The organism is Myroides odoratimimus, assembly GCF_001485415.1.
GTDB classification, from domain to species: domain Bacteria; phylum Bacteroidota; class Bacteroidia; order Flavobacteriales; family Flavobacteriaceae; genus Flavobacterium; species Flavobacterium odoratimimum.
This window is the reverse complement of record NZ_BCMQ01000022.1, coordinates 1-20,822: the sequence shown is the minus strand read 5'-3', so window position 1 is coordinate 20,822 and position 20,822 is coordinate 1. Positions and strand designations below refer to the sequence as shown.

Below are 20,822 nucleotides of genomic sequence, written 5' to 3'. Positions count from 1 at the left end.
GTACTAATCATACTTATCACATCGTCTAAACACTACGAATTGTTTGATGCCTATAAATGTGCTTTCTACAGGGAATGTACTGATATAGTCCGCTAATATATCTAATCCTTCATCCCAAGGTTCGTTATCTAAGAGGCAGTCACCTATTATTTCTCCTGACTGTTGTTTTGATATATACATTTTTAGCCAATGGAACTTCTGATCTCTAGATAACATAGACTCAAGTTTAGAAACTAATAATAAATATAATTCATCACCACTCAGCTCTCTGTTAAAAGAACCTTGAACACGTAAGTCACTTAATGCGGGATGCCATAGTACTTCATCACTAATGAAATCATATTCTGGTGAATGGGTATCTGTAAGGCTCTCTGCGATGGGTTTAAAGGTAGAGGTGATATAGTTCTCTACTACAGATGCTATTCTATCTTGTACCGTTTCGCCTATCCCAGCGATGCTTTCCATAATACCATCAGGAAAATGAGTAGGATGTGCAGTATTAATCATGAGGTGCATTAGTTCTTTTGCATAATCAGGATTTCGGATGATTCTGAATTCCAATAGTAATTGGTCATTAACGATGATAATCTGAGTAGCTTTATCTACTTGGATTGTATAGTTTAATTTAGTGATTTGGTCGACTAACTCATGTAGTAATATCTCTTCTTCAGTGTGGGGTTGGTCGTGACTTTCTGTTTTCTTCTTCTGGAAATTAAATAGTTTCATAGCTGTGATTTATTGTAAAGATAAGTGTTAATAGTGTATTTATTTTATGTTGATATATTTTTGAATTTTTGTCTATAACTGAACACTTATTTTAATAATAAATTCAAAATATCTATCTTGCGGTAACAAAAACAACAATACATGAAGAAAGTTATATTATCAGCCTTTATCCTATGTGGTAGCTTATTACAAGTAGTAGCTCAGAATCCACAGGCGTACAAGAATGGAGTGATTGTATCAGCACACCCAGAGGCAAGTAGAGTAGGAGTAGATATCCTAAAAAAAGGAGGTAATGCAGTAGATGCTGCTGTAGCAGTAGAGCTAGCATTAGCTGTGGTATATCCAAATGCTGGTAATATCGGAGGTGGAGGATTTATGGTGTATCGCGGTAAGGATGGTAAGATAGACGCACTAGACTATAGAGAAAAAGCTCCTATGCAAGCAAGAGAAAATATGTATTGGGGAGGAGATGGAGAAGCGATAACAGAATTGAGTATGAGAGGAGCCTTAGCAACAGGGGTACCAGGTACAATAGCAGGTATGGTACAAGCTCATGCTAAGTACGGTTCTCTACAATGGGAAGAATTGGTACAGCCAGCTATAGACTTAGCAGAGAAAGGATTTAGTATTACAGAAAAACAAGCAGGTGAGTTCACTAAACAACACGATAACTTCGTGAAATTTAGTACACAAAGTACAGCTATTACTGAAAAAGAACAGTGGTCAAAAGGAGATGTGTTTATTCAAAAAGATTTAGCTGAAACACTGAAACGTGTACAAAAAGAAGGACATAAAGGGTTCTACGAAGGGAAAACGGCTGAGTTAATCGTAGGAGAGATGAAGAGAGGTAATGGAATGATAACTCTTGAAGATTTAAAACGCTATGAAGCAAAATGGAGAACGCCTATAGTAGGAGAGTATAAAGGATTAAAAGTAATCTCTATGCCACCTCCGAGTAGTGGAGGTATTGCCTTAATCTCTTTGTTCCAATCCATAGAGAAATACCCTTTAGCAAAGTGGGGATTCCAATCTGAAAAAACAGTACAAGTAATGGTAGAAGCAGAACGCCGTGTATATGCAGATAGAGCTGAGCACTTAGGAGACCCTGATTTCTATAAAGTGCCTGTAAATCAGTTAGTAAATAAAGAATACAATCTAGGGCGTATGGAGTCTATGTCTTTTGACAAAGCAACGAAGAGTACTGATGTTAAAGCAGGAGAGTTAGGCGGGTATGAGAGCGATGAGACAACGCACTACTGTGTAGTCGATAAATGGGGAAATGCTGTGTCTGCAACGACTACATTAAATGATTCTTATGGTTCTAAAACGATAGTAGGAGGAGCGGGATTCTTGTTGAATAATGAGATGGATGATTTCTCTGTGAAACCTGGTACACCTAATATGTACGGATTAGTGGGAGGAAAAGCGAATGCGATAGAACCAGAAAAGCGAATGTTAAGCTCAATGTCTCCAACAATTTTAGAGAAAAACGGTAAATTGTACATGGTAGTAGGTACACCAGGTGGATCGACAATTATCACTTCTGTGTTTCAAACGATTCTAAATGTAACTGAATTTGGGATGAATATGCAAGAGGCAGTATCTGCTCCTCGTTTTCACCACCAGTGGCTTCCTGATCATATCGATTATGAACCAACAGCAATTACGGCTGGAGTGCGAAAAGCGCTTACTGATAAAGGTTATATCCTAAAAGAACGCAAACCTTATGGACGCGTAGAGGGAATCTTAGTCAATAAAAATGGTACTTACCAAGCAGGAGCAGATACTCGTGGAGATGATATCGCTATAGGATACTAGTTGAATTAGGAATGTTTTTTAACGCTCTGTCCTAGACAACGAACTATATCACATAATATATACAAAAGGTTATCTTTCATTAGATAGCCTTTTGTATTTTAGGTTTAAGATATATGTGGTTAATTTGAATTTCAATAAAAAGAAGGAAAAGAAATGATAAACTTGATGTTAGAAAAGTATAAGAAGATGGTGAAGGAGTTAGTCTCTGAACCTATCTACTTGAAGAAATATGAATACTTAGGAAAAGAAAGAAATCATGAGAATGCAATAGATAGACATCGAGTATTAGTAGGTTTCTTGCATTCAGAAGAATTGAGAGAGGAGCAGTTGTTAGTTAAATTGTTTGAAGCAGAGATAGCGAGTAGGCGAGAAGATGATTTTCAGGGATTCACAGAGGCATTAGATCTAGCAGCGTATCTAGTTAGTTTATATCAACGTTCTGATTATATCTCCTTATTTATCCAGGCGAAGAATGCCAACTTTGATACGTATTGCGGCTTTGATAGAGAGTATTTGCTACACAATGGAGTGAAGAATACATTTGAATGGATATCCCATCAAGAGGTAAGTTGGAAAGAAGATTTTTATGACTTAATTGGAGATAGTCTAGCAGAATGTGATTGGGATGAAGAAGACATTGTAGAGTGGAAGGAAAGAAAACAAAGATATTATAGCCTTTGTCCTGAAGAGATGTCTACAGAAGGCATTGTTTATTATGCATTGGATTTAGAAGAAGATGAAATTGCCAAAGCGTGTATTCAATCTTGGGAAGAGAATATCACTGTATGGAATAAGGAAAGATGGGAGGATTATGTGTCTTTCTATAAGTGTATAGGAAATATAGATAAAGTGATAGTAGGAAGAGAAGCGCTATGGGAATATGTAGAGGATGATGCTTGGGGTAAAGCAAGTTTCTTAAGTAAATTGATAGAAGATTATCTAAGCATTAAGGAGTATGTCAAAGCATGGTTAAAGTTAAAAGAAGGAATATTATACTTAGAAGAAGTAGAGGAGTGTTATGAAATAAATTTAGGAAGGTACTATGTTATATATGCTTGTAATTTACTGATAGGAATTTCGAATAAAGAAGATATGATGTTCAAAGATATATATCCTTGGATAAAAAACAACTTTAAATAAAATAAAGGTTTACCCTTATCTTTTAGAAAAAGCTATACAGGTTTTTGTACTAAGTGGAGATAAAGAGTTAGAGAATAAGTACATTCTAGAATTAGAATTATTGCAAAAAGAATAATATAAGTGTGTTAAAGTATTTGGTATTTAGTTAATTAAGTTTTTGTTTTTAAAGAAGAAGTTTAAAAAATCACTATATTTAAGAGACTTTTTAAACTTCAGGCTTATGAATACCACATTAACTAATAAGACCGCTGCTATATATCCTTTTGTAGATGAGAAAGGAATGTATGGATATTGTAATCAAGATAAACAAATTGTTATCAGTCAACAGTATGCTAGTGGAGGATTATTCACTAAGTCAGGTTATGCTGTAGTACGTGATAAGCAAGGGATGTACGGTGTGATAGACCTAGAGAATAAAGAGGTACTGAAGTGTCGATATGATCGAATAGAGTTATATGAGGTAGGGTGTTTTACAGTAGCTAATATTGTGCAGTCGTATACTGTCCACAGTCGCTTCTGGCAATGGAAGTTCTTGCCTAACTTTAATATCATGAGTACTAGCTCTTCCTTTAAACCGTTATGGGGGACAGAGGTCATAAGAGAGAAAGTAACTGTATTAGCATTAGATACAAGACAGGTACTAGATACAAAGACGATTACTAAAGATAGACTTACTAGAAGTGGTACTTCTATCAGGATAAAACAGATTGGTAGTAAATTAATTCAGGTAGGAGATGATCTGTATTTTGCAAAAAAGGATAGATTAAAACGAATAGTCAAAAAAGTAGTTAGTACTTATGACAATGGATTGCGATGGGTGAGAAAAGTGAATGATGATGAGGTAAGAGTGTATAATCTGAAAGGTAAAAGAGTGAAGTCCTATGAAGTAATTCCTCAACCTATTTTTCCAATTACTTATAAAGGGAAGGAATACAAGGTATCTATGCAGACAGCTAAGTCTCACTTAATAGCTAAACCAACTATCTGTAGAGATACGATAGGGAATGGAAGGTATTATGTCAACTATGAATTTGATATGTATATTCCTGTTCATCTAAAGGTAATTGATATTAAAAGTGAACGCAGTATACAAGATATTTGGAAGAATGTATTGAATATTTATCCCGTAGTCTCTAAGCATTTCTTTATAGTGGAAGTAGCTCCTATTAGTGCGGAAAGTAGAGTAAACGAATTCTATATCTTGACAAAGCACGGAGTACTTAAAGATTGTTTAGATAAGCCAAGTGATTACTCAATTACCTCTTATTACAATGAGGTACTTTGGCCTGCAAAAGAATTATTAATAGATCAGAAAGATATCCCTCAGGGGTTCTTACTAGAGAAGATTAGAACGATAAGCAGTATAAAAGAACCTCTTTATTTTGTGTCGATTAAAAAGGATCAAGTAAGTAGAGTAGGAGTGTGGAATGTAGATCTTCAGGAGTGGCTGTTATCACCTGTATTTTTTTCTTTGCGCTTAATGGATAATATCAGGTTTTGTGTATTTCAGTTAGAAGAAAATGGCTTGTATGGGATATTAGATATCACTACTAGAACTGTGGTGTACGAACCTATATTTACCTATGTAAAAGATGGAGCAGAGTACTTAGCTGAAGTAGAGTTAGAAAGAGAGAAGGGAGAAGTGAAGAACGTATACAATTGTTTTTATATAAACCTAGGGAATGGAGAGGAGTTTCATCCTGGAAAAAATATATTAGAGTTTACATCCCGAAAGGTATAAAGAAAAAACCTCTATAGATTAGATTCTATAGGGGTTTTTTCTATGTGATTTATTGTTTTACTATTTTATGCCTTTTTTTCTTGAGTAATTGTAATCGTGTAGTGCGCAAACTATCGCGAGTTTGTTTTCTTAGGTACTCATGATGTAAGAACCAACCACCAATACCTCCTATAATACTTCCAATCACAATATCGATAAAACGAGCTTGGATCAAGATATTAGGTGTGCTGATAATAGGATTACCCGCCTCTGCAAGAAGCACTGTAAGAGCTGTAATAAAGATAACAGCTACTGCATAGTTACGAGAAATAAACATTTCTATAATAAACTGAAGTACCATTATACAAATACATAAATATAAAGGTGCTGTAGAGACTGAGATAAGTGCCCAACAAAGTCCTAATCCAATAAAGGTACCTGCGATACGCTGTAGTGCACGTTGCCATACGTGGTATAAAGAAATCCCTTGCATAATGGCGGCACAAGAAATAGGGATCCAATATGGATTGTCAAATTTCAATAGATGACCTATTAATAAAGAAATACACATGAAGGCGCCTACTATAATAGATTTGATAAGGTAATCAAATTGGTCTTTGACTGGGACAGGACGTACTAGGCGTATAGTTGTTTTACTGTTGTATTTTTTGCCTACTATAACACTGTATATTAAGGCTAGAGTACAAGCAAACATGGTTCCCATGACTACATATCCTAGACGTGTAGGGATAGTTGCTAACTTAAATGGCATATTACTAGACATAGAAGCTACCATAATAAAAAAGAAGCTACCAGGGGGGCGAGTATTGAAATATAGGTTGACCCAATGAACTGCAGTAACGAATATACCAAAGGCTATAGCAGAAGCAATAAAGTTAAAGCTAAACGATATGCCTACTGCAAAGGATAACATAAAACCAAAGGAACATACCAGCATGGTGATCATGCGCTGAGCAGTAGGAATATTAGAAGGGAGGTATAAGATAACTAATCCTGCTAGACAGGCTAAAAGTCCTGCTTGAAGATTGTCAAAATACCATCCTGTTAATAAGGGAAGTCCTGTAGCGAGCATTGCCATCAAAGGGATATGCCACAGTCGTTCGCTGTGTTTTAATTTAAATAGTGTTTTGCTCTCTTGTTGTAACAAGTTGACAAAAAAGTTATTCTTCATTTTCGTTGATTCTAAAAATTCTCTCAGTAGAGATTAGTGCTGTGGAAATGCTTTACCTTATCGGGTAAGTATAAGAGATAAGATATTCTTTAGTATTGGTAAGCATTTGAACAATACAAAGGTAAGGAATTTGAATCAAAGAGGTAAAAGATGGGATGAGTTTGATTTATATCGTGATTATTACATATTATTATAGTCTTATTTACTCATTTTTTTATTGAAGTAAAGAATATAAGTATAAATGTATATATTTAAATGAAAAAAGTGAATATGGGAGAAGTTAACTATGTAATCGATGGTTTAAAGAAAGTAGATACTAGTGTTACTAAAACAACATTTAGTAAATTTTCTAGTTGGATTAAATTTAAAGTAGGATATAGAGGAGTAAATGGACAGTTTACACTAACGTATTCTCAATTCATGTTTAGTTTTAATAGAGCAGGAGGTGCTGTAGAGTATAGGGTACTACCATTAAAACAAGTAATCTCTTATTCTATCACAGAGATAGATAGTCAAAAATCGCAATTGGTATTATGGTTGCGAACAGGAGAGCGTATTCAATTAAACTTTACAGGAGAGGATCTAAAAGAAATCATTAAAACCTTTTCTTCTATATACAATAATATGAGTATATAAAGTAAAAATCCCTACAAAATCTTTGTAGGGATTTTTTAAAGACTTAAGAAAGTTGTTGTTTAAAACTATTAATTTTCTCTGTTAATTGAGAAGCTAATTCAGGTGTATTAATTGATCCATTACTAAAATTATCTTGAAAACTAGGTAATGAAAACTGACATTTAATATTCCCTCCAAAGTAAGGAAATATGCTTGAAGCATTATCCATGACAGATTGTCCTCCACGAGGTCCAGGTGATGTAGATAATAACATCATTGGTTTGTTTTGAAAGAAGTTTTTCTCCACTCTAGACCCCCAATCAAATATGTTTTTAAAAGCAGTACTAAACGTACCGTTGTGTTCTGCTAATCCTATAATAATAGCATCAGCATTTAGAATCGCTTGATTAAAATCTAATGCTTGCTGAGGTACACCTTGGTTATTTCTATCTTGAGAATAAATAGGCATCTCATAGTCATTGATATCTAGAATATTAATGTTATGTCCTTCAAATTGAGTAGTTACACTTTTTACTAATTCTAAGTTTATAGAAGTACTGCTATTGGTAGCAGCAAAAGCTAATATATTCATTGTTGTTTTATTTTTCTGTTTCGATGAGACAAAGGTATATGTAGAAACAAAGAAGCACACTTAATCTAGAATAAGTTTTTCAGAAATAGGGCTTGTATGTTTTACTCCTAGTTGCAGTGAATTACAATAAAAAGGAGAAGCATTAGTGGGTAGATACAGAGTTATATATCGAAAAAAGACATGCATAAAGAATTTTTCTAAAGAGAATAGCATTGTGATCCTTCAGTTTCCTGAATATATGTATGAAGAGAACCAGGAATTTGTAATTTCTATCATATAAAGGAAGTAAGGAAAGAGGAGAACATTTTTTCCTATAAGTCTTATCAATCTGTTTAGCATCTTATTTTCAACAAAGTATATAAAATACTTTTTGAAGTGAGAATGAATCCTAATTTTTCAATTGAAGGGCGATAAATATGATTTTTGAGAAAAAAACTATAAGAATAAAATATTTTTGTTATAGAATTTTTAATTCTAATCAAGGCCTTGTTTAATGTGTATATATAATAATTACAGTTTTATAGGTTTTTTATATTGATAAAAAGTTGTAATTAATGTGTTTAATTTATCATTTATGTTGAATATACTATATGGGTATAAGAATTTTTAATAATATGTTTAAGTGTTGAGTGTTTATAAATTTTACCACTGTTGTTTTTTATTTTGTTTTTGTTAATATTTACTTTGTTTCGTTGTTTTTTATATAAAAAATAAATTTGCATAGTGTAATGTATTTAAAATTGTGTTAATATTTGTATTTTTGATAGAATATTTAGATTGTAATTAATAAAAAACACAATATAATGAAAACACCACATTTGCTAATTTTAATAATATTCACACTTGGAGTAGGAGCGTATGGTCAAACTGGTATTGGAACTCAAATTCCAAGTAGTTCTTCTGAGTTAGAGATTAAGTCTAAAGATAAAGGAGTTCTAATTCCACGTCTTGAATTAAAAAATACTAAAGATAAGTCTACTATTGTTGGAACAGAGTATCCTGAAAGTTTGATGATTTATCATACGGGAACTAAAGCTATGTTAGCGGGATACTATTTTTGGGCTGAGAATCATTGGAATGCCTTAGTTTCTAATACTACTTTACAGCACTATATCAAAGAAATTGCGGATCCGAATAGTGTTACGGTTACATATGATGAAGGAGACTATATTTTTACATGGATTAATAAGGATACTAATATTAAAGAAACAATGAAACTTAGTGATGTTATTAAGACGTTTGAGTCTTTGACATCATTATCTACGGTGTATGATGAAGGAGAGGCTGTATTAGTATATAAACCTGAGCGAGGTATTGAAAATAACGTGAAGCTGACAGAGCTTTTAAAAGGAAGTACTGTGTTTACGGAATATATAGAGAGTTTTGTTCCGTCTGCTGTGAAAGAAACAGTTACGAATGTAACTCGTTATAATAAAGAAGGAGTAGAAGAGAATATTGCAAATGTACCTAATGCAGGTATGATTTATTATAAATATATAAATGAGAGTTCTATTCCAGAATATATTACCGTATCTCAGGATGTGAGTAACGATTTTAAGACTATTGTTAATCAAGCTGAAAATACAGAGCATATAAAAAATATTGCAAAAACAGTAAAAGGGAATGATAATTTTTATTCGACTGTTAAAGAGGAGATTATAGGGAAATGGGATGAAAAAGATGTGATGCGATATATAGTGAAGTTAAATAAAGCTACTTCTTTTACCTCTGTTGAGTTACCAAAAGTAATTTCAGGCCTAGTAGTAGATGCTAAATTGATTAATGAGAGTAGTAATTCGATGACAAGAGGAGTGATTAGCAAACAAGTCAGTGGGACAAAGACAGTTTTGGCTATTGGTACTGCGGGGACTATTATTCAGAATAACCCAGCTGGTAACTATTATGTAATTGTTGAATATATAAAGGAGTAAAAGGGATTTTATCTTTTTTATTTTAATTGTTTAAACTACAGGATATGTATAGATATTTATATAAGATTTTAGCCCTTTTATTTTTAGGATTGACGAGTATGCCTTTATTTGCTCAAAGAGAATATCCTGGAGGAGTAGGGAATGTACAGCTTTGGTTAAAACCAGATAATAGAGTTAAAATGTATTCTTCTACTGAAGTTGATGAATGGGCAAATGCACCTGTAACTACTGATAGTCATTTGAATATGACTTTTAGTGCTGTAAGTCAGGCAGGAAAGCAAAGGCCTACTTTATTAAAGGGAAGTTACAAAATGAATTTTAATAATGCATTGGTGTTTAATGGTAGCCAATTTTTAGCTACACCTCTTGGTATTAGTGGATTTGTTGATGGACTGACTGTTTTTGGTGTATATATTGCGGAAAAAGGAAAGAATGAGAAAAGGATGTACTATATGGGATTTGGTAGTACTGATCCTTCATCTAAATCTACAAGAAGACCTTCTATTGGATTCAGTCCAAAAGAAACGGGGGGACGTGTACGTCTTACTAGTGCTAGAGATGGACATGGTGGATATGAGATTAATACAACAGCTCTACAGACTACTTATGTGCCAGAAGGAGCAACTAATTATGTGACTTTCAGGTTCAGTGGAACAGAATATTCATTAGATAGTAAAGGAAATAAATTAACAGGAGCAGCTAAGGGGGCTTTAAAACCAGATGAAGGAGTTATTATTGGAGGAGCGAGTTTGACTTCAGGGTTCTTTATGGGACAAATAGGAGAAATTATTGTTTACAATCGAAAGTTAAATGGAGCTGAGACAAGTAAAATTGAGAGTTATTTAGCAACTAAATATGGTATTACATTAGATAATGCAGCTTATATGTCATCTTATGGAAGTGTTTTCTGGCCATGGGGGCGAACAGGTTTAGGGTATCATAATAATGTAGCAGGTATTTTTAGAGATGATGCTAATACGAGTATTTCTGTATCTCGTTCTACTGCTTCAGGGGCAGCTTTGACAGTAAATACTATAGGAACAGAGTTTGAAGTTGGACTTGGGGTAATTCAAGAGGAACCATTAAATAGAGATAATGCTGCAATCTACTGGGGAACTAATATTGGCCAAGGATATACTTCTACTAAAGTAAATGATCATGGGTGTGGATATAGTGAGATATTAGATGATAAATTTTGGTTATTTAGGAAGACTAATTTAGGAAGTACTATAGTAGAAGTGAGAGCAGGTGGAGAAGATTTTCCTTATAGTGGTCAAGGGTATGATGTGAAAATGTTGGTAGCTAAAACAGAAGCTGATGCTAGAAATCAAAATTGGTTAGCTGTTATTCCTGGACAATACATAGGAGGGGAGCTTGATGAGCATTTGTTCAGATTGCCAATTAATAGAGACGAATTATATATAACTTTTGGAGCAGATGCAGCCGTGGCACAATGTAATGCTTGTACTACAAACGAAACAGGATTGTTTAATTTTAGTTCTCGCCAATGGACTGCTGGATTAAAAAGTATGTCAAATTTAACAGTGTCGAATGGATTGAGATTTGATGTTACTTATAAGACCTATAGTAATGGTAAGGAAACCCCTTCTATGCAAGCGTCAAAATATCCAAGAGTGTCTAATGGAACTCTTTTAGAGTCTAAATTTAGAGGGGTAAGAGGAAGTGATGATAACTATTCGATTACAAATATTACATTTAAGGATGGGGCTACTTTTGCTAAATTTAAAATTTATGGAATAGATAAAACTAGTACAAGTACCGATATGGTAGAGGTAATAGGGTATTGTGGTAATACGACTTATAGAGGTGTGATTTCGAGTAGTTCTAATAGTAGTAAAAAGACTTTCTCTGTTGGTGGAGGTATTGTCACAGGATTAAAACGGTCTAGTATTTCGAATAAAAATGGGGCAGCAGTTGTTACTTTTCCGCATGAGGTGACAAGAATAGAAATAAAGCATAAAATTCATTATAGAACTAAGTCAAGAGGATATCAAGGAATTGCAATTGGAGATTTTGAGTTAAATTGTCCAAGACCTGCATCTCCTAATCCAGATGGGATAGAGTTTACATTACAAGCACCAGCAAAGGTAGTTTCATGTAGTGGTTTTGAGTATACATTTAAAGTGTGGAATTATTCATGTGAACCCCGTTATGTTAAGATTGAGGATGAATTACCTGAAGGAATGTTTTGGGTTGATGGAGGGTTGATGTCTACAGAAGGTGCTTTTAATGATGCAATTTTCAATAATTATGAAGGAACCAGAAAACTAGAGATAGATAAGGTTAAATTAGACCCTATGACTTTTACTACAATTACAGCAAGGGTACGTTTTAAAGACGATGCAGTAGCAAAAGTCTACGAAAATAGAGGACAATTGACATATACAAGTCTTAATGAGAATAAGGTACTGACTATAGAGAGTTGTGATTACAATAATTTTACATCGTGTACATCTACTAAAGTTGAAATGATTTATCAGCCTAGAGTATTATCTCCTGAAATAAGTATTGAGCCTGTTTTGAATAAATGTTATAAAGAAAATGGCATTATTACAATTAAGGCTAAAGTAAAAAACCCAAATCCAACTGTTACATTTGCTGATTTGAGAATTATGTTTATGTATCATGAAGACTTTAGGTTTAATAAATTCCAATCTAATCTGGGACAAGGAATGATAGAAAGTGAAGAAGGAATGCACATTGTCGAAGGCTTAAATATTAATGGAGGAAGCACCTTAGAATTAACATATGAGTTACAGGCATTAGATTTCTTAGCAATAATAGAAGCCGCAACAGGAAATAAATACACTAAACCTAGTGAAGTCCCTGATGCAGATATTGCTCAAGTGGTTGATTTTGGAGCAAGTATAGAGTTAATAGGAAATTCTGAGGATGTATGTATTAATTCGAGCTTGGATGATGCGTATACTGTATTAGATCCAACAATTCCATTCTGTGGAGGTAGTTTAATTTGTTATTATCCAGGAGTAGAAGGTAGTATAGTAAAGAAAAATGCTGATTTTGTTATCATGACTAGTTTAGATCGTAGTAATGGAGAGCTTTTAGCAGAAGATGGTATAAATGCAATTCTTTATTTAGAATCTAAATCTAAAGGATTTGTTCTTACTCGATTAACTGATACACAGATTAAGGCGTTTTCAAACCCTATAGCAGGGATGATGGTTTATGATACAACTAATAAGTGTATGAAGTTGTACAATGGTAAAATATGGGCTTGTATAGTGCAATCATGCCCTGACAATTAAAAACAAGAAGAAAATGAAAAATAAGATTTTTTTTAGTTATATTTTGTTTTGTGTGGGTATTATCCCTTTATCTGCATGGAGCCAACAAGTAAATATTGGGAGTAAAGATTATTTTTTATCTCCAAGCTCTATACTAGAGTTTCCTGATGATGATACCCGAGGTATAGTTTTACCTAAGATTAATAGCGCTCTTGCGACTAGTGCAGCGGAAGGAACATTAATTTACGATGTGATAGATAAAAAAATTAAGTACTCTAATGGTATAAATCAATGGGTAGATTTATCGATTAATACAGGTGAGGTAAATATAATAGCACAAGATAAATTAACTGAAATAGCAAGTGCTAATATTTTAATAGGAAATGACCCTTCTGTGGCCATAGATGGAGTTCTTGTATTAGATAGCCCAAGTAAAGCATTGGTTTTACCTAGAGTAGAAAGCCCACATTTAAACATAGTTTCTCCACCAACAGGTACGATAGTTTATGATACAAAATCAAATATGATGTGTGTTTTTAATGGTAAAGAGTGGGCTTTTTGGGCAGCAGAGTAATCTGTCAGTGAAAGATAGTATTGTTTAAATTCTGATTATTTTGATTGACGAGACACGAAAGTGTGATTTTTTATAACACAATTTTGAGAAGAGTTACCTTGTGATGAGGTGACTCTTCTTTTTTATGTAAGTTTTAAAATTATAAAAGTATATAAGAAGGGGGGATTATGCTAAATAAGAAGAAGTGAAAAAGTAAATAATACTATTTGTTTGCGAGAGGTGTTTTATTGTAAAAGAATGAAAACTACAGTTTTTTGATCTGCTAAAAAATATTTTTTTTAGATGTATTTATTGTTTTATTGTAAAATGTTGATTTTAATTATTAATTTTTTTGGTATTTTTTTAACTATTTATAAGTTTTTTTTATTAAAAAAATAATTTTTATTGATTGTTTTTCATTTTTTCTATGTATTAATTTTTATTTATATAAAAATATATATTTGTTATTGTTTTTTATGTTTTTTGTTTGTAATTGTTTGTAATTTTATACAAAACAATTAACATTTAACTATAAAAAATACAATAAAATGAAAAAGCCGCATTTTCTTATTATGATAATTTTTACACTAGTTAGTAGTGTGTATGGTCAGACTGGAATAGGAACCCATTTGCCCAATAACTCATCTGAATTAGAAATTTATTCTAATAATAAAGGAGTTTTGATCCCGCGTATTGAATTAAAAAACAGTACAGATAAGTTGACAATAGTAGGAACAGACTATCCAGATAGTCTAATAGTATATCATACAGGTACTAAAGATATGTTGGCAGGTTTTTATTTCTGGAGTGGAGATAAATGGAATACTCTTGTTTCTAATACAACTTTGAATCACTACATAAAGGAGATAGCTGATCCGAATAGTGTGAAAATTATTGAGGATAAAGGTGATTATATCTTTACCTGGATTAATAAAGATACCAATGAAGAAGAAACAATGAAACTTAGTGAGGTTATTAGGAAATTTGAGACCTTAACTACTTTGACTCCTGAAGAGATAACAATGTATGTTTATTTAGAACAAAATCCTGTTACTGGTGAAATGATGGAGGTGCATGTAGATAAAGAAAAAGAAATAGATCCTAATGCTCCTGTTGTACCTTCTTTATTAAGAACCTATAAAGCAAAGAAGTTTGTATATAAAAACGAACAGGAAGATCTTGTAGATATTAAAGGGAGTGATTTGTTTGGTGGTATTGGAAGTGACGGAAGTCCTTCTGGAATAGAAACAGTTACATCATTAAAGCTAGAAGATGATTATAATAGTAAGGGGAAAGCATTAGTGTATAGTGATGAAAATAAGGATATCACAACTATTTATGTAGCTGATATTTTTACTAATTCAGAAACGTTAACTTCATTAAAAGCTGATATTAATACGAAGCAATTAATCTATACAGATGAATTAAAGAGCCCTACTTTTATTTCGTTTAATCAGATCGCTCAAGAACCTTGGTACGTTGTTAATACAACAGAACAGGCTACTAAAAATAACCAAGATATCTACATCAATGGTTGGGTAGGAATTGGGTATTCTGAAAAGTCTGATTCAGCTAAAGTACCTAATGAAAAATTGAGAATAAATGGTAGTATAACTGCTACGAATAGCTATTATGCAGACTATGTATTTGATAATTATTTTGAAGGATATTCTAATTTAAAATACGATTATAAGTTCTATGATTTAACTAGTGTAGATAGATTTATTAGAACGAATAGACATCTACCAGGTATAACTCCTATTGCAGATTTAGAGAAAACAGATCTAGGCTACTCATTTAATGTGTCTGAATTATCTATTCAGCTATTAGAAAAGACAGAAGAACTCTTTTTACATGTTATTGATCAACAAAAAGAGCTGAATAAAAAAGGATATCGCATTGAGAAGTTAGAAACTGAAATGAATGAAATGGCTAAACGCTTGCAAGCGTTAGAAGCATTATTAGTAAAATAGTAATCATTAAAAATAATATTGATGGAAATTAAAAAACTACATATCGATTCGTTTTATTCGGTTCTTTTGATTATGATTCTATTTCTTGTAAATGCTTCATTGTCTTTTGGACAAAATGATATGACGAAGTTAAAAGATGGTTCTGTTGCAGGTGTGACAAATGCTACTGCTGCTCCATATTCTATCTTAGAATTAGAAAGTGTTACGAAAGGTTTTCTATTGCCTAGAATGACCACCGTTGAAAGGGATAAAATTAATATTGACGATAAAGTAAGAGGAAATGGACTTGTTATTTATAATACAGATAATGATTGTATCAACTATTGGAGTACAACAGCAAATAAATGGCTTAGTGTATGTGGAACATTGCCTCCTGCAAAATTAACTTTAGACTGTTCTAAGGTTTATTTAAATTCGAGTGGAGCTAAAGAATTAAAACAAGGCCAAAGTTTAAGAGATACAGATGTTTTATACATTACAATTAATGTGGTAGAAACAGGATCATATAATATTAGTGCAGTAACAACAAATGGGTATTCTTTTAGTAAATCAGGAATATTCGAAACAAAAGGAGTTTATTCAATTGCATTAGAAGGATTTGGAACCCCATTAGAACCAAATGAAACACCAGGAGATCTAGTTACTTTTATGATAAATGGTAAGAAAGATACGACTTGTACTTCTATACGTATTAAAGTGAAATCATCTGAGTTAGATTTTAGACTTGTAGAACCTCAAACAGTTGATGTTGCTTGGTCAGCTTATAAAGGAGTTGCTTTAAATGCAAATGATAATAAAATTAAAGTTCTTGTTGATGTGACAACGGTAGGGTTCTGGAGAGTACAAAGTACAGAGACTCTAAATGGTATTAGTTTTAGCGGGTCAGGAGAGTTTACACAAGAAGGGAGAGCGGAGATATATCTATATGCGCAAGGAGTTCCAATAAATGTTGTAAATAGTACTTTTAAGTTTATTACGAATTCAAAGAATAATAAAACATCTAACGTTACAGCTGAAGTAAAAGTAGTTCCTACTAGTTTTGAATTAGTATGTAATACTAATGAAATACAAATGAGAGGAGAATATAAAGAAGATACTTTTTTAACTAAGAGTAACTCTATATTACTTCCTTTAAAAGTATTAGCGCCTGGTATAGTTGATATAGAATTAAATGGAATAATAAAAGGAACAACAGATACTCCTGTGAAATTTGTTGCACCAAGTACAACTTTGACTTTTAATGGATCTGATAATGTACAGTATGTGACCTTATATCCAGAGATGCAAAATGGACAATATGTGAAGATTCCTGTAAAAGCAAAAACTATTGAGTTTACTACTATAACACCTAATTCAGGGGGAGCTTTCTGTTCTTCTTTTCCAGTTATAAATGTAGTGGAACGTTCTAAGAATTATACATTTGATTGTTCTAGTGCTTTTGCTTTTTCAAATGGATCTACTAGTAGAAATAACAATTTTTTGGTAAATACTCCTTTACAAGCAGGTAAACATGGTATTGAAGTAAGTGTAAATGTAGGGTATGCAGAGAATTATACAATTAAAACAAATACTGTTAATGGTGTTTATTTTACAAAAACAGGTGTTTTTACTGATTCGGATAGAATGAAAGGAAAAGCAACAGTGACTTTAGATCCAGTTGGAATATTTACTACAGGAGGACTGACAGTGTTTAATCTTATAGCAGAAGGATTAGATTCTAATTCGTCTCTGTGCTCTGTAGTTGCACAAGTAAAAGCACACGATATAGTAGTATTGTCTTTAGGTGGAACAAATTACGGTGCCAATAGTAGTACTGTTTATGCTGGAGGAGCAATTCTTAAGAGTAGTACTAATTTTGGCCCAATGGGAACAGTAAAAGTGAATTCGGTGAGAGTATTAAGTACTAATGCTCAAGGAGCTGATTTGGATAGATTCATTGCTTCCAATAATGTGGATATTATTATCAATGTAATAGGATATAATTTTACCAGAACAGAAACACAAGATGTATTAGTTGCATTTGTACGTGATAAGAAAGGAGTATTAATCATTGGAGATGAGAGTACACCTAGAACATATACTAAGAATGTTATAGAAAGGTTAGCTGGTTTAACAGTAGGAGGTAGTAGTATTAGTGTGTCTAATAATTATACTATGCTGAATCCTGTGTTGTCTTCTGCAAATAACGAATCGATTATAAAAGGGCCTTTTGGAGATTTATCTGGTAAGGTGATGGGGAATGATGCACATAATGGATGGTATTACTCTAATTTGCCAAATAGTTATGTTCCTTTAGTTTCAAAACAAGGAGATGTTAATTCTATTTGGGCTATGAAACATCGTGATTTAGGGTTTGTGTTTGTTGGAGATGGCGGATGGTTTATAGGGAAGAAAGATTATAAGAATCTATCTATATTCCCTTCTAATTTTGATAGTCAAGGTGTTCCTAAACCAAAGAATTATGCAGATAATGGTGTTGTTTATAATGCTGTTTTATATGCTAATACATTGGCTTGGGCCATTGATTATGTTATTGAACATAAAAAGTAATCCTTGTTAATAAAAATTATAAACTAGGGAAGAATAGATTCCCTAGTTTTTATCAAAAAAATGAAGTTTATGATACAACATATAAGTTTAAATAAAAGCATCAGAACTGTACTGTTGATTCTCCTTTTCTATGTGTTAGGCCCAACTCAGATAAGTGTAGCACAGGTATTGACAGAAAAAGGTACCCAAATATCAGATGATTCTTCTTCTGATGCGTTAAATCCATTGAATTTTAGCCTTTTAGAATTAAATTCTAAAGAAAAAGGTTTTTTATTGCCTCGTATGTCTACAACAGAACGTATGCGGATTCCTAGTCATGAATTACTAGGCGGAATGGTTATTTATAATACAACAATAGAGTGTGTTGAATTTTATAACACAAGTCGTCAACAATGGATGAATGTCTGTGGGGATGTTGGTCCTGCAACATTTATTATACCTGATGATAAGTGTAGAGCAATAAAGATTACAGGAGACTATATTGAAGGTGTGTTTTTAGATTCTAGAAAAAATGTTATTACAGTCGATGTTAGTGTTAGTATACCAGGATCTTATGAAATTCAGGCTATTGCTTATGATAATACGGGGAAGGAGAATGGTTATAGCTTTTTAGCTAGTGGTATTTTTCCTCAAAAAGGCGATTATACTTTAGTTTTAAAAGGAAATGGAACTCCTGTAAAAGGATATGAACGTACTAATGGGGTTTCTGGTGGAAAGGATACAATTAAGTTCTTTCTGAATAAGAAACTAGCAACCTGCACACTTAGTAATGAAGTAGAGAAAAGAGCGTTGACTTATGATATAATTAAAGTAGAGCAGATTGGTAACTTTTATACGGGAGTAGATTTAAATGACGTTAAAACTACGGGGAAAATGCGTGTTACTATTAATAATATTTCTCAAGGTGGAGTTGTAACAATTACCACCCCTACTGTTAACGGGATTTACTTTAAGAAAACAAGAACATTGACATCTCAAGAAGTTAGTAGTAAAACGGCTATTATTGAATTGGATGGTTATGGTACTCCTACGTGGCCTATGCAAACTGATTTGGATTTTATTAGTAATTCTTATGTAAAAGTAGAACAAGGTGAAACACCAAGTGTATATCCATATTTTGCAGTAATTTCGAAGGTTGAGGTTATTATTGATTGTACTAAAGTGACCTCTGTTGGAGAGTTTTTAAAGAATGAACCATTAACTACTTCTCATAAAATTATGGTACCTGTTAAGGTTATCGCCACAGGGAGAGGAAAAGTAAGAGGTGTAATTGAAATTAGTTCAACTCAGACACAAAAGATAGAGTTTGAATCTGATATAGTTGACTTTAAGTTTAATGTTGCTACGAATGATATTCAGATGGTAGAGATGAGACCGATTGTTAATACAGGAAAACCTACGGTAGGCGGGACTACTTTACCTATGGTTATACAAATGTCTTCTCAAGGTATAAAAGAATATAATCCAACTGCAAGTAATGAGAATATTGTTAGTGCTAGTTGTGTATATAACTTACCTGTCAAATCTAAAGAAGCAGTGTTGAAAATTTATTGTTTTCCGGGCAATCAACAAGTATTCGGTAAGTATAGAGCTGGTACACCACTTAATGCCTCAAATTATGTTACTATAATAATGGAGGTTGTGGAACCTGGCGAATATCATATTGTGACGAATACTGTTGATGGTATTTACTTTGAAGCAAAAGGAGTTTTTACAAAGAAGGAGATTTTTATAGATGATACAGCTTTTGTATTATATGGAAAAGGAACACCAACAAATAATGATAAGAAGACTATGATACTTAATATGCCAACAAGTGTAGGAGCTTCTACTTGTAGTTTTGATGTAACATTAGCATTGTCTTCAAAGAAAATGTTGACTTACTCGAATAAAACTAGTTATGGTTACGGTTTTGATAGAGGACATTCTAAGGCTTTTATAGATAGTCCAAATAATTTTGGATCTTTACCTACTAGCACAGTAGCTATGGAGGGAAGTATTACAGTGATCGTTAATAATGATTCGACGATTAATAATGTTGCCTCTGAAATAAATACTTCTAACCCAGCTTTAATCAGTATAGGTTATAATACAAGAATGAATGAGACTGCAGCCATAGCAATAGCAAACTATGTTAGGTCAGGAGGGGCTCTTTTAGCAGTAACAGATGCAAATGATAATGCAAGTACTTATTATTTATTGAATGCTGTATTAGGCACAACTAATATTAGTGCTGTAAATATAGGTACTCGTTCAGGAACTATTTGTTCTATTCTTAATGTTGATGATCCAGTTTTAAATGGACCATTTGGGGATATTCGCAATAAAAAATTAGGAGATGATGCTACAACAGGTATAGCTATAGAACCAAACTCTTTAGGAAGAGCAATAAATGATATAGAAGTACTGTCTAGAGATTCGAATGGTAATATTTTTGCATTTAGGCACAAAGAACTTAATTTTGTGTGGGCAGGAGATGGTGGTTTTAACTCACAGAGTGGAACTAGCGGAGCTATGAGAAGTGATAATATTTGTCCTTTTTTAGTAGATAGTAATAATAGACCTATAGGTAAGTCAGGATACGGAAGAACCCCTTCTTTAACGAATCAGACAGTTTATAATTCACAATTTACAGCGAATGCTTTAGCTTGGCTGTTTAGTGTTACAACAAAATAACTTTTATTTCTTAGTACACGACAAAATTATTAAACAGTTGATTTTAAGAGAAATAAAGGAAAGGATTATT

General features: G+C 32.8%; 13 protein-coding genes. 10 read left to right on the top strand and 3 right to left on the bottom strand.

Translation table 11 applies throughout. From position 1 onward, the window contains the following. Window positions 1–3 precede the first annotated feature (3 nt). Window positions 4–726, bottom strand: a complete 723-nt coding sequence (locus tag MODO_RS15120) for a DUF6348 family protein (protein WP_006256721.1) — start codon at window positions 724–726, stop codon at window positions 4–6. Window positions 727–867: 141 nt separating this feature from the next. Between MODO_RS15120 and ggt the strand changes: the two genes are divergently transcribed. The 3 genes from ggt to MODO_RS15105 all read left to right on the top strand — a co-directional run bounded on the left by ggt (window position 868) and on the right by MODO_RS15105 (window position 5,425). Beyond that, entirely contained in the window at window positions 868–2,544 is a 1,677-nt protein-coding gene (gene ggt, locus MODO_RS15115; RefSeq protein WP_006256720.1) for a gamma-glutamyltransferase, read from the top strand. 153 nt (window positions 2,545–2,697) lie between these two features. Continuing rightward, entirely contained in the window at window positions 2,698–3,684 is a 987-nt protein-coding gene (locus MODO_RS15110; protein ID WP_006260843.1) for a hypothetical protein, read from the top strand. 220 nt (window positions 3,685–3,904) lie between these two features. Further along, entirely contained in the window at window positions 3,905–5,425 is a 1,521-nt protein-coding gene (locus MODO_RS15105; protein WP_006256718.1) for a WG repeat-containing protein, read from the top strand. A 49-nt stretch (window positions 5,426–5,474) separates the two neighbouring features. On the opposite strand, the gene MODO_RS15100 is transcribed toward MODO_RS15105, so the two are convergent. Then, the gene (locus MODO_RS15100; protein WP_006256717.1) at window positions 5,475–6,596 is read right to left on the bottom strand and encodes an FUSC family protein; all 1,122 of its coding nucleotides are present in this window, start codon (window positions 6,594–6,596) and stop codon (window positions 5,475–5,477) included. Between the two features lie 255 nt (window positions 6,597–6,851). On the opposite strand from MODO_RS15100, the gene MODO_RS15095 reads away from it, so the two are divergent. Next, the gene (locus MODO_RS15095) at window positions 6,852–7,232 is read left to right on the top strand and encodes a hypothetical protein (RefSeq protein ID WP_230456712.1); all 381 of its coding nucleotides are present in this window, start codon (window positions 6,852–6,854) and stop codon (window positions 7,230–7,232) included. Window positions 7,233–7,275: 43 nt separating this feature from the next. On the opposite strand, the gene MODO_RS15090 is transcribed toward MODO_RS15095, so the two are convergent. Next, window positions 7,276–7,803, bottom strand: coding sequence for an NADPH-dependent FMN reductase (locus MODO_RS15090; protein ID WP_006256715.1), 528 nt, complete (start codon window positions 7,801–7,803; stop codon window positions 7,276–7,278). A gap of 803 nt (window positions 7,804–8,606) precedes the next feature. Between MODO_RS15090 and MODO_RS15085 the strand changes: the two genes are divergently transcribed. From MODO_RS15085 to MODO_RS15060, 6 genes are all read left to right on the top strand, one after another. Continuing rightward, window positions 8,607–9,734, top strand: coding sequence for a phage tail-like protein (locus MODO_RS15085; protein ID WP_006256713.1), 1,128 nt, complete (start codon window positions 8,607–8,609; stop codon window positions 9,732–9,734). Between the two features lie 44 nt (window positions 9,735–9,778). After that, window positions 9,779–13,021 (top strand): DUF8202 domain-containing protein, encoded by a 3,243-nt coding sequence (locus tag MODO_RS15080; protein ID WP_006256712.1) that lies wholly within the window; start codon window positions 9,779–9,781, stop codon window positions 13,019–13,021. 13 nt (window positions 13,022–13,034) lie between these two features. Next, window positions 13,035–13,574, top strand: a complete 540-nt coding sequence (locus tag MODO_RS15075) for a phage tail-like protein (protein ID WP_006256711.1) — start codon at window positions 13,035–13,037, stop codon at window positions 13,572–13,574. Window positions 13,575–14,101: 527 nt separating this feature from the next. Beyond that, window positions 14,102–15,526, top strand: coding sequence for a phage tail-like protein (locus MODO_RS15070; RefSeq protein ID WP_006256710.1), 1,425 nt, complete (start codon window positions 14,102–14,104; stop codon window positions 15,524–15,526). A 21-nt stretch (window positions 15,527–15,547) separates the two neighbouring features. Next, window positions 15,548–18,076, top strand: a complete 2,529-nt coding sequence (locus tag MODO_RS15065; RefSeq protein WP_006256709.1) for a phage tail-like protein — start codon at window positions 15,548–15,550, stop codon at window positions 18,074–18,076. 69 nt (window positions 18,077–18,145) lie between these two features. Continuing rightward, window positions 18,146–20,752: a phage tail-like protein gene (locus MODO_RS15060; RefSeq protein ID WP_006256708.1), complete on the top strand. Its 2,607-nt coding sequence runs from the start codon at window positions 18,146–18,148 to the stop codon at window positions 20,750–20,752. Window positions 20,753–20,822 lie beyond the last annotated feature (70 nt).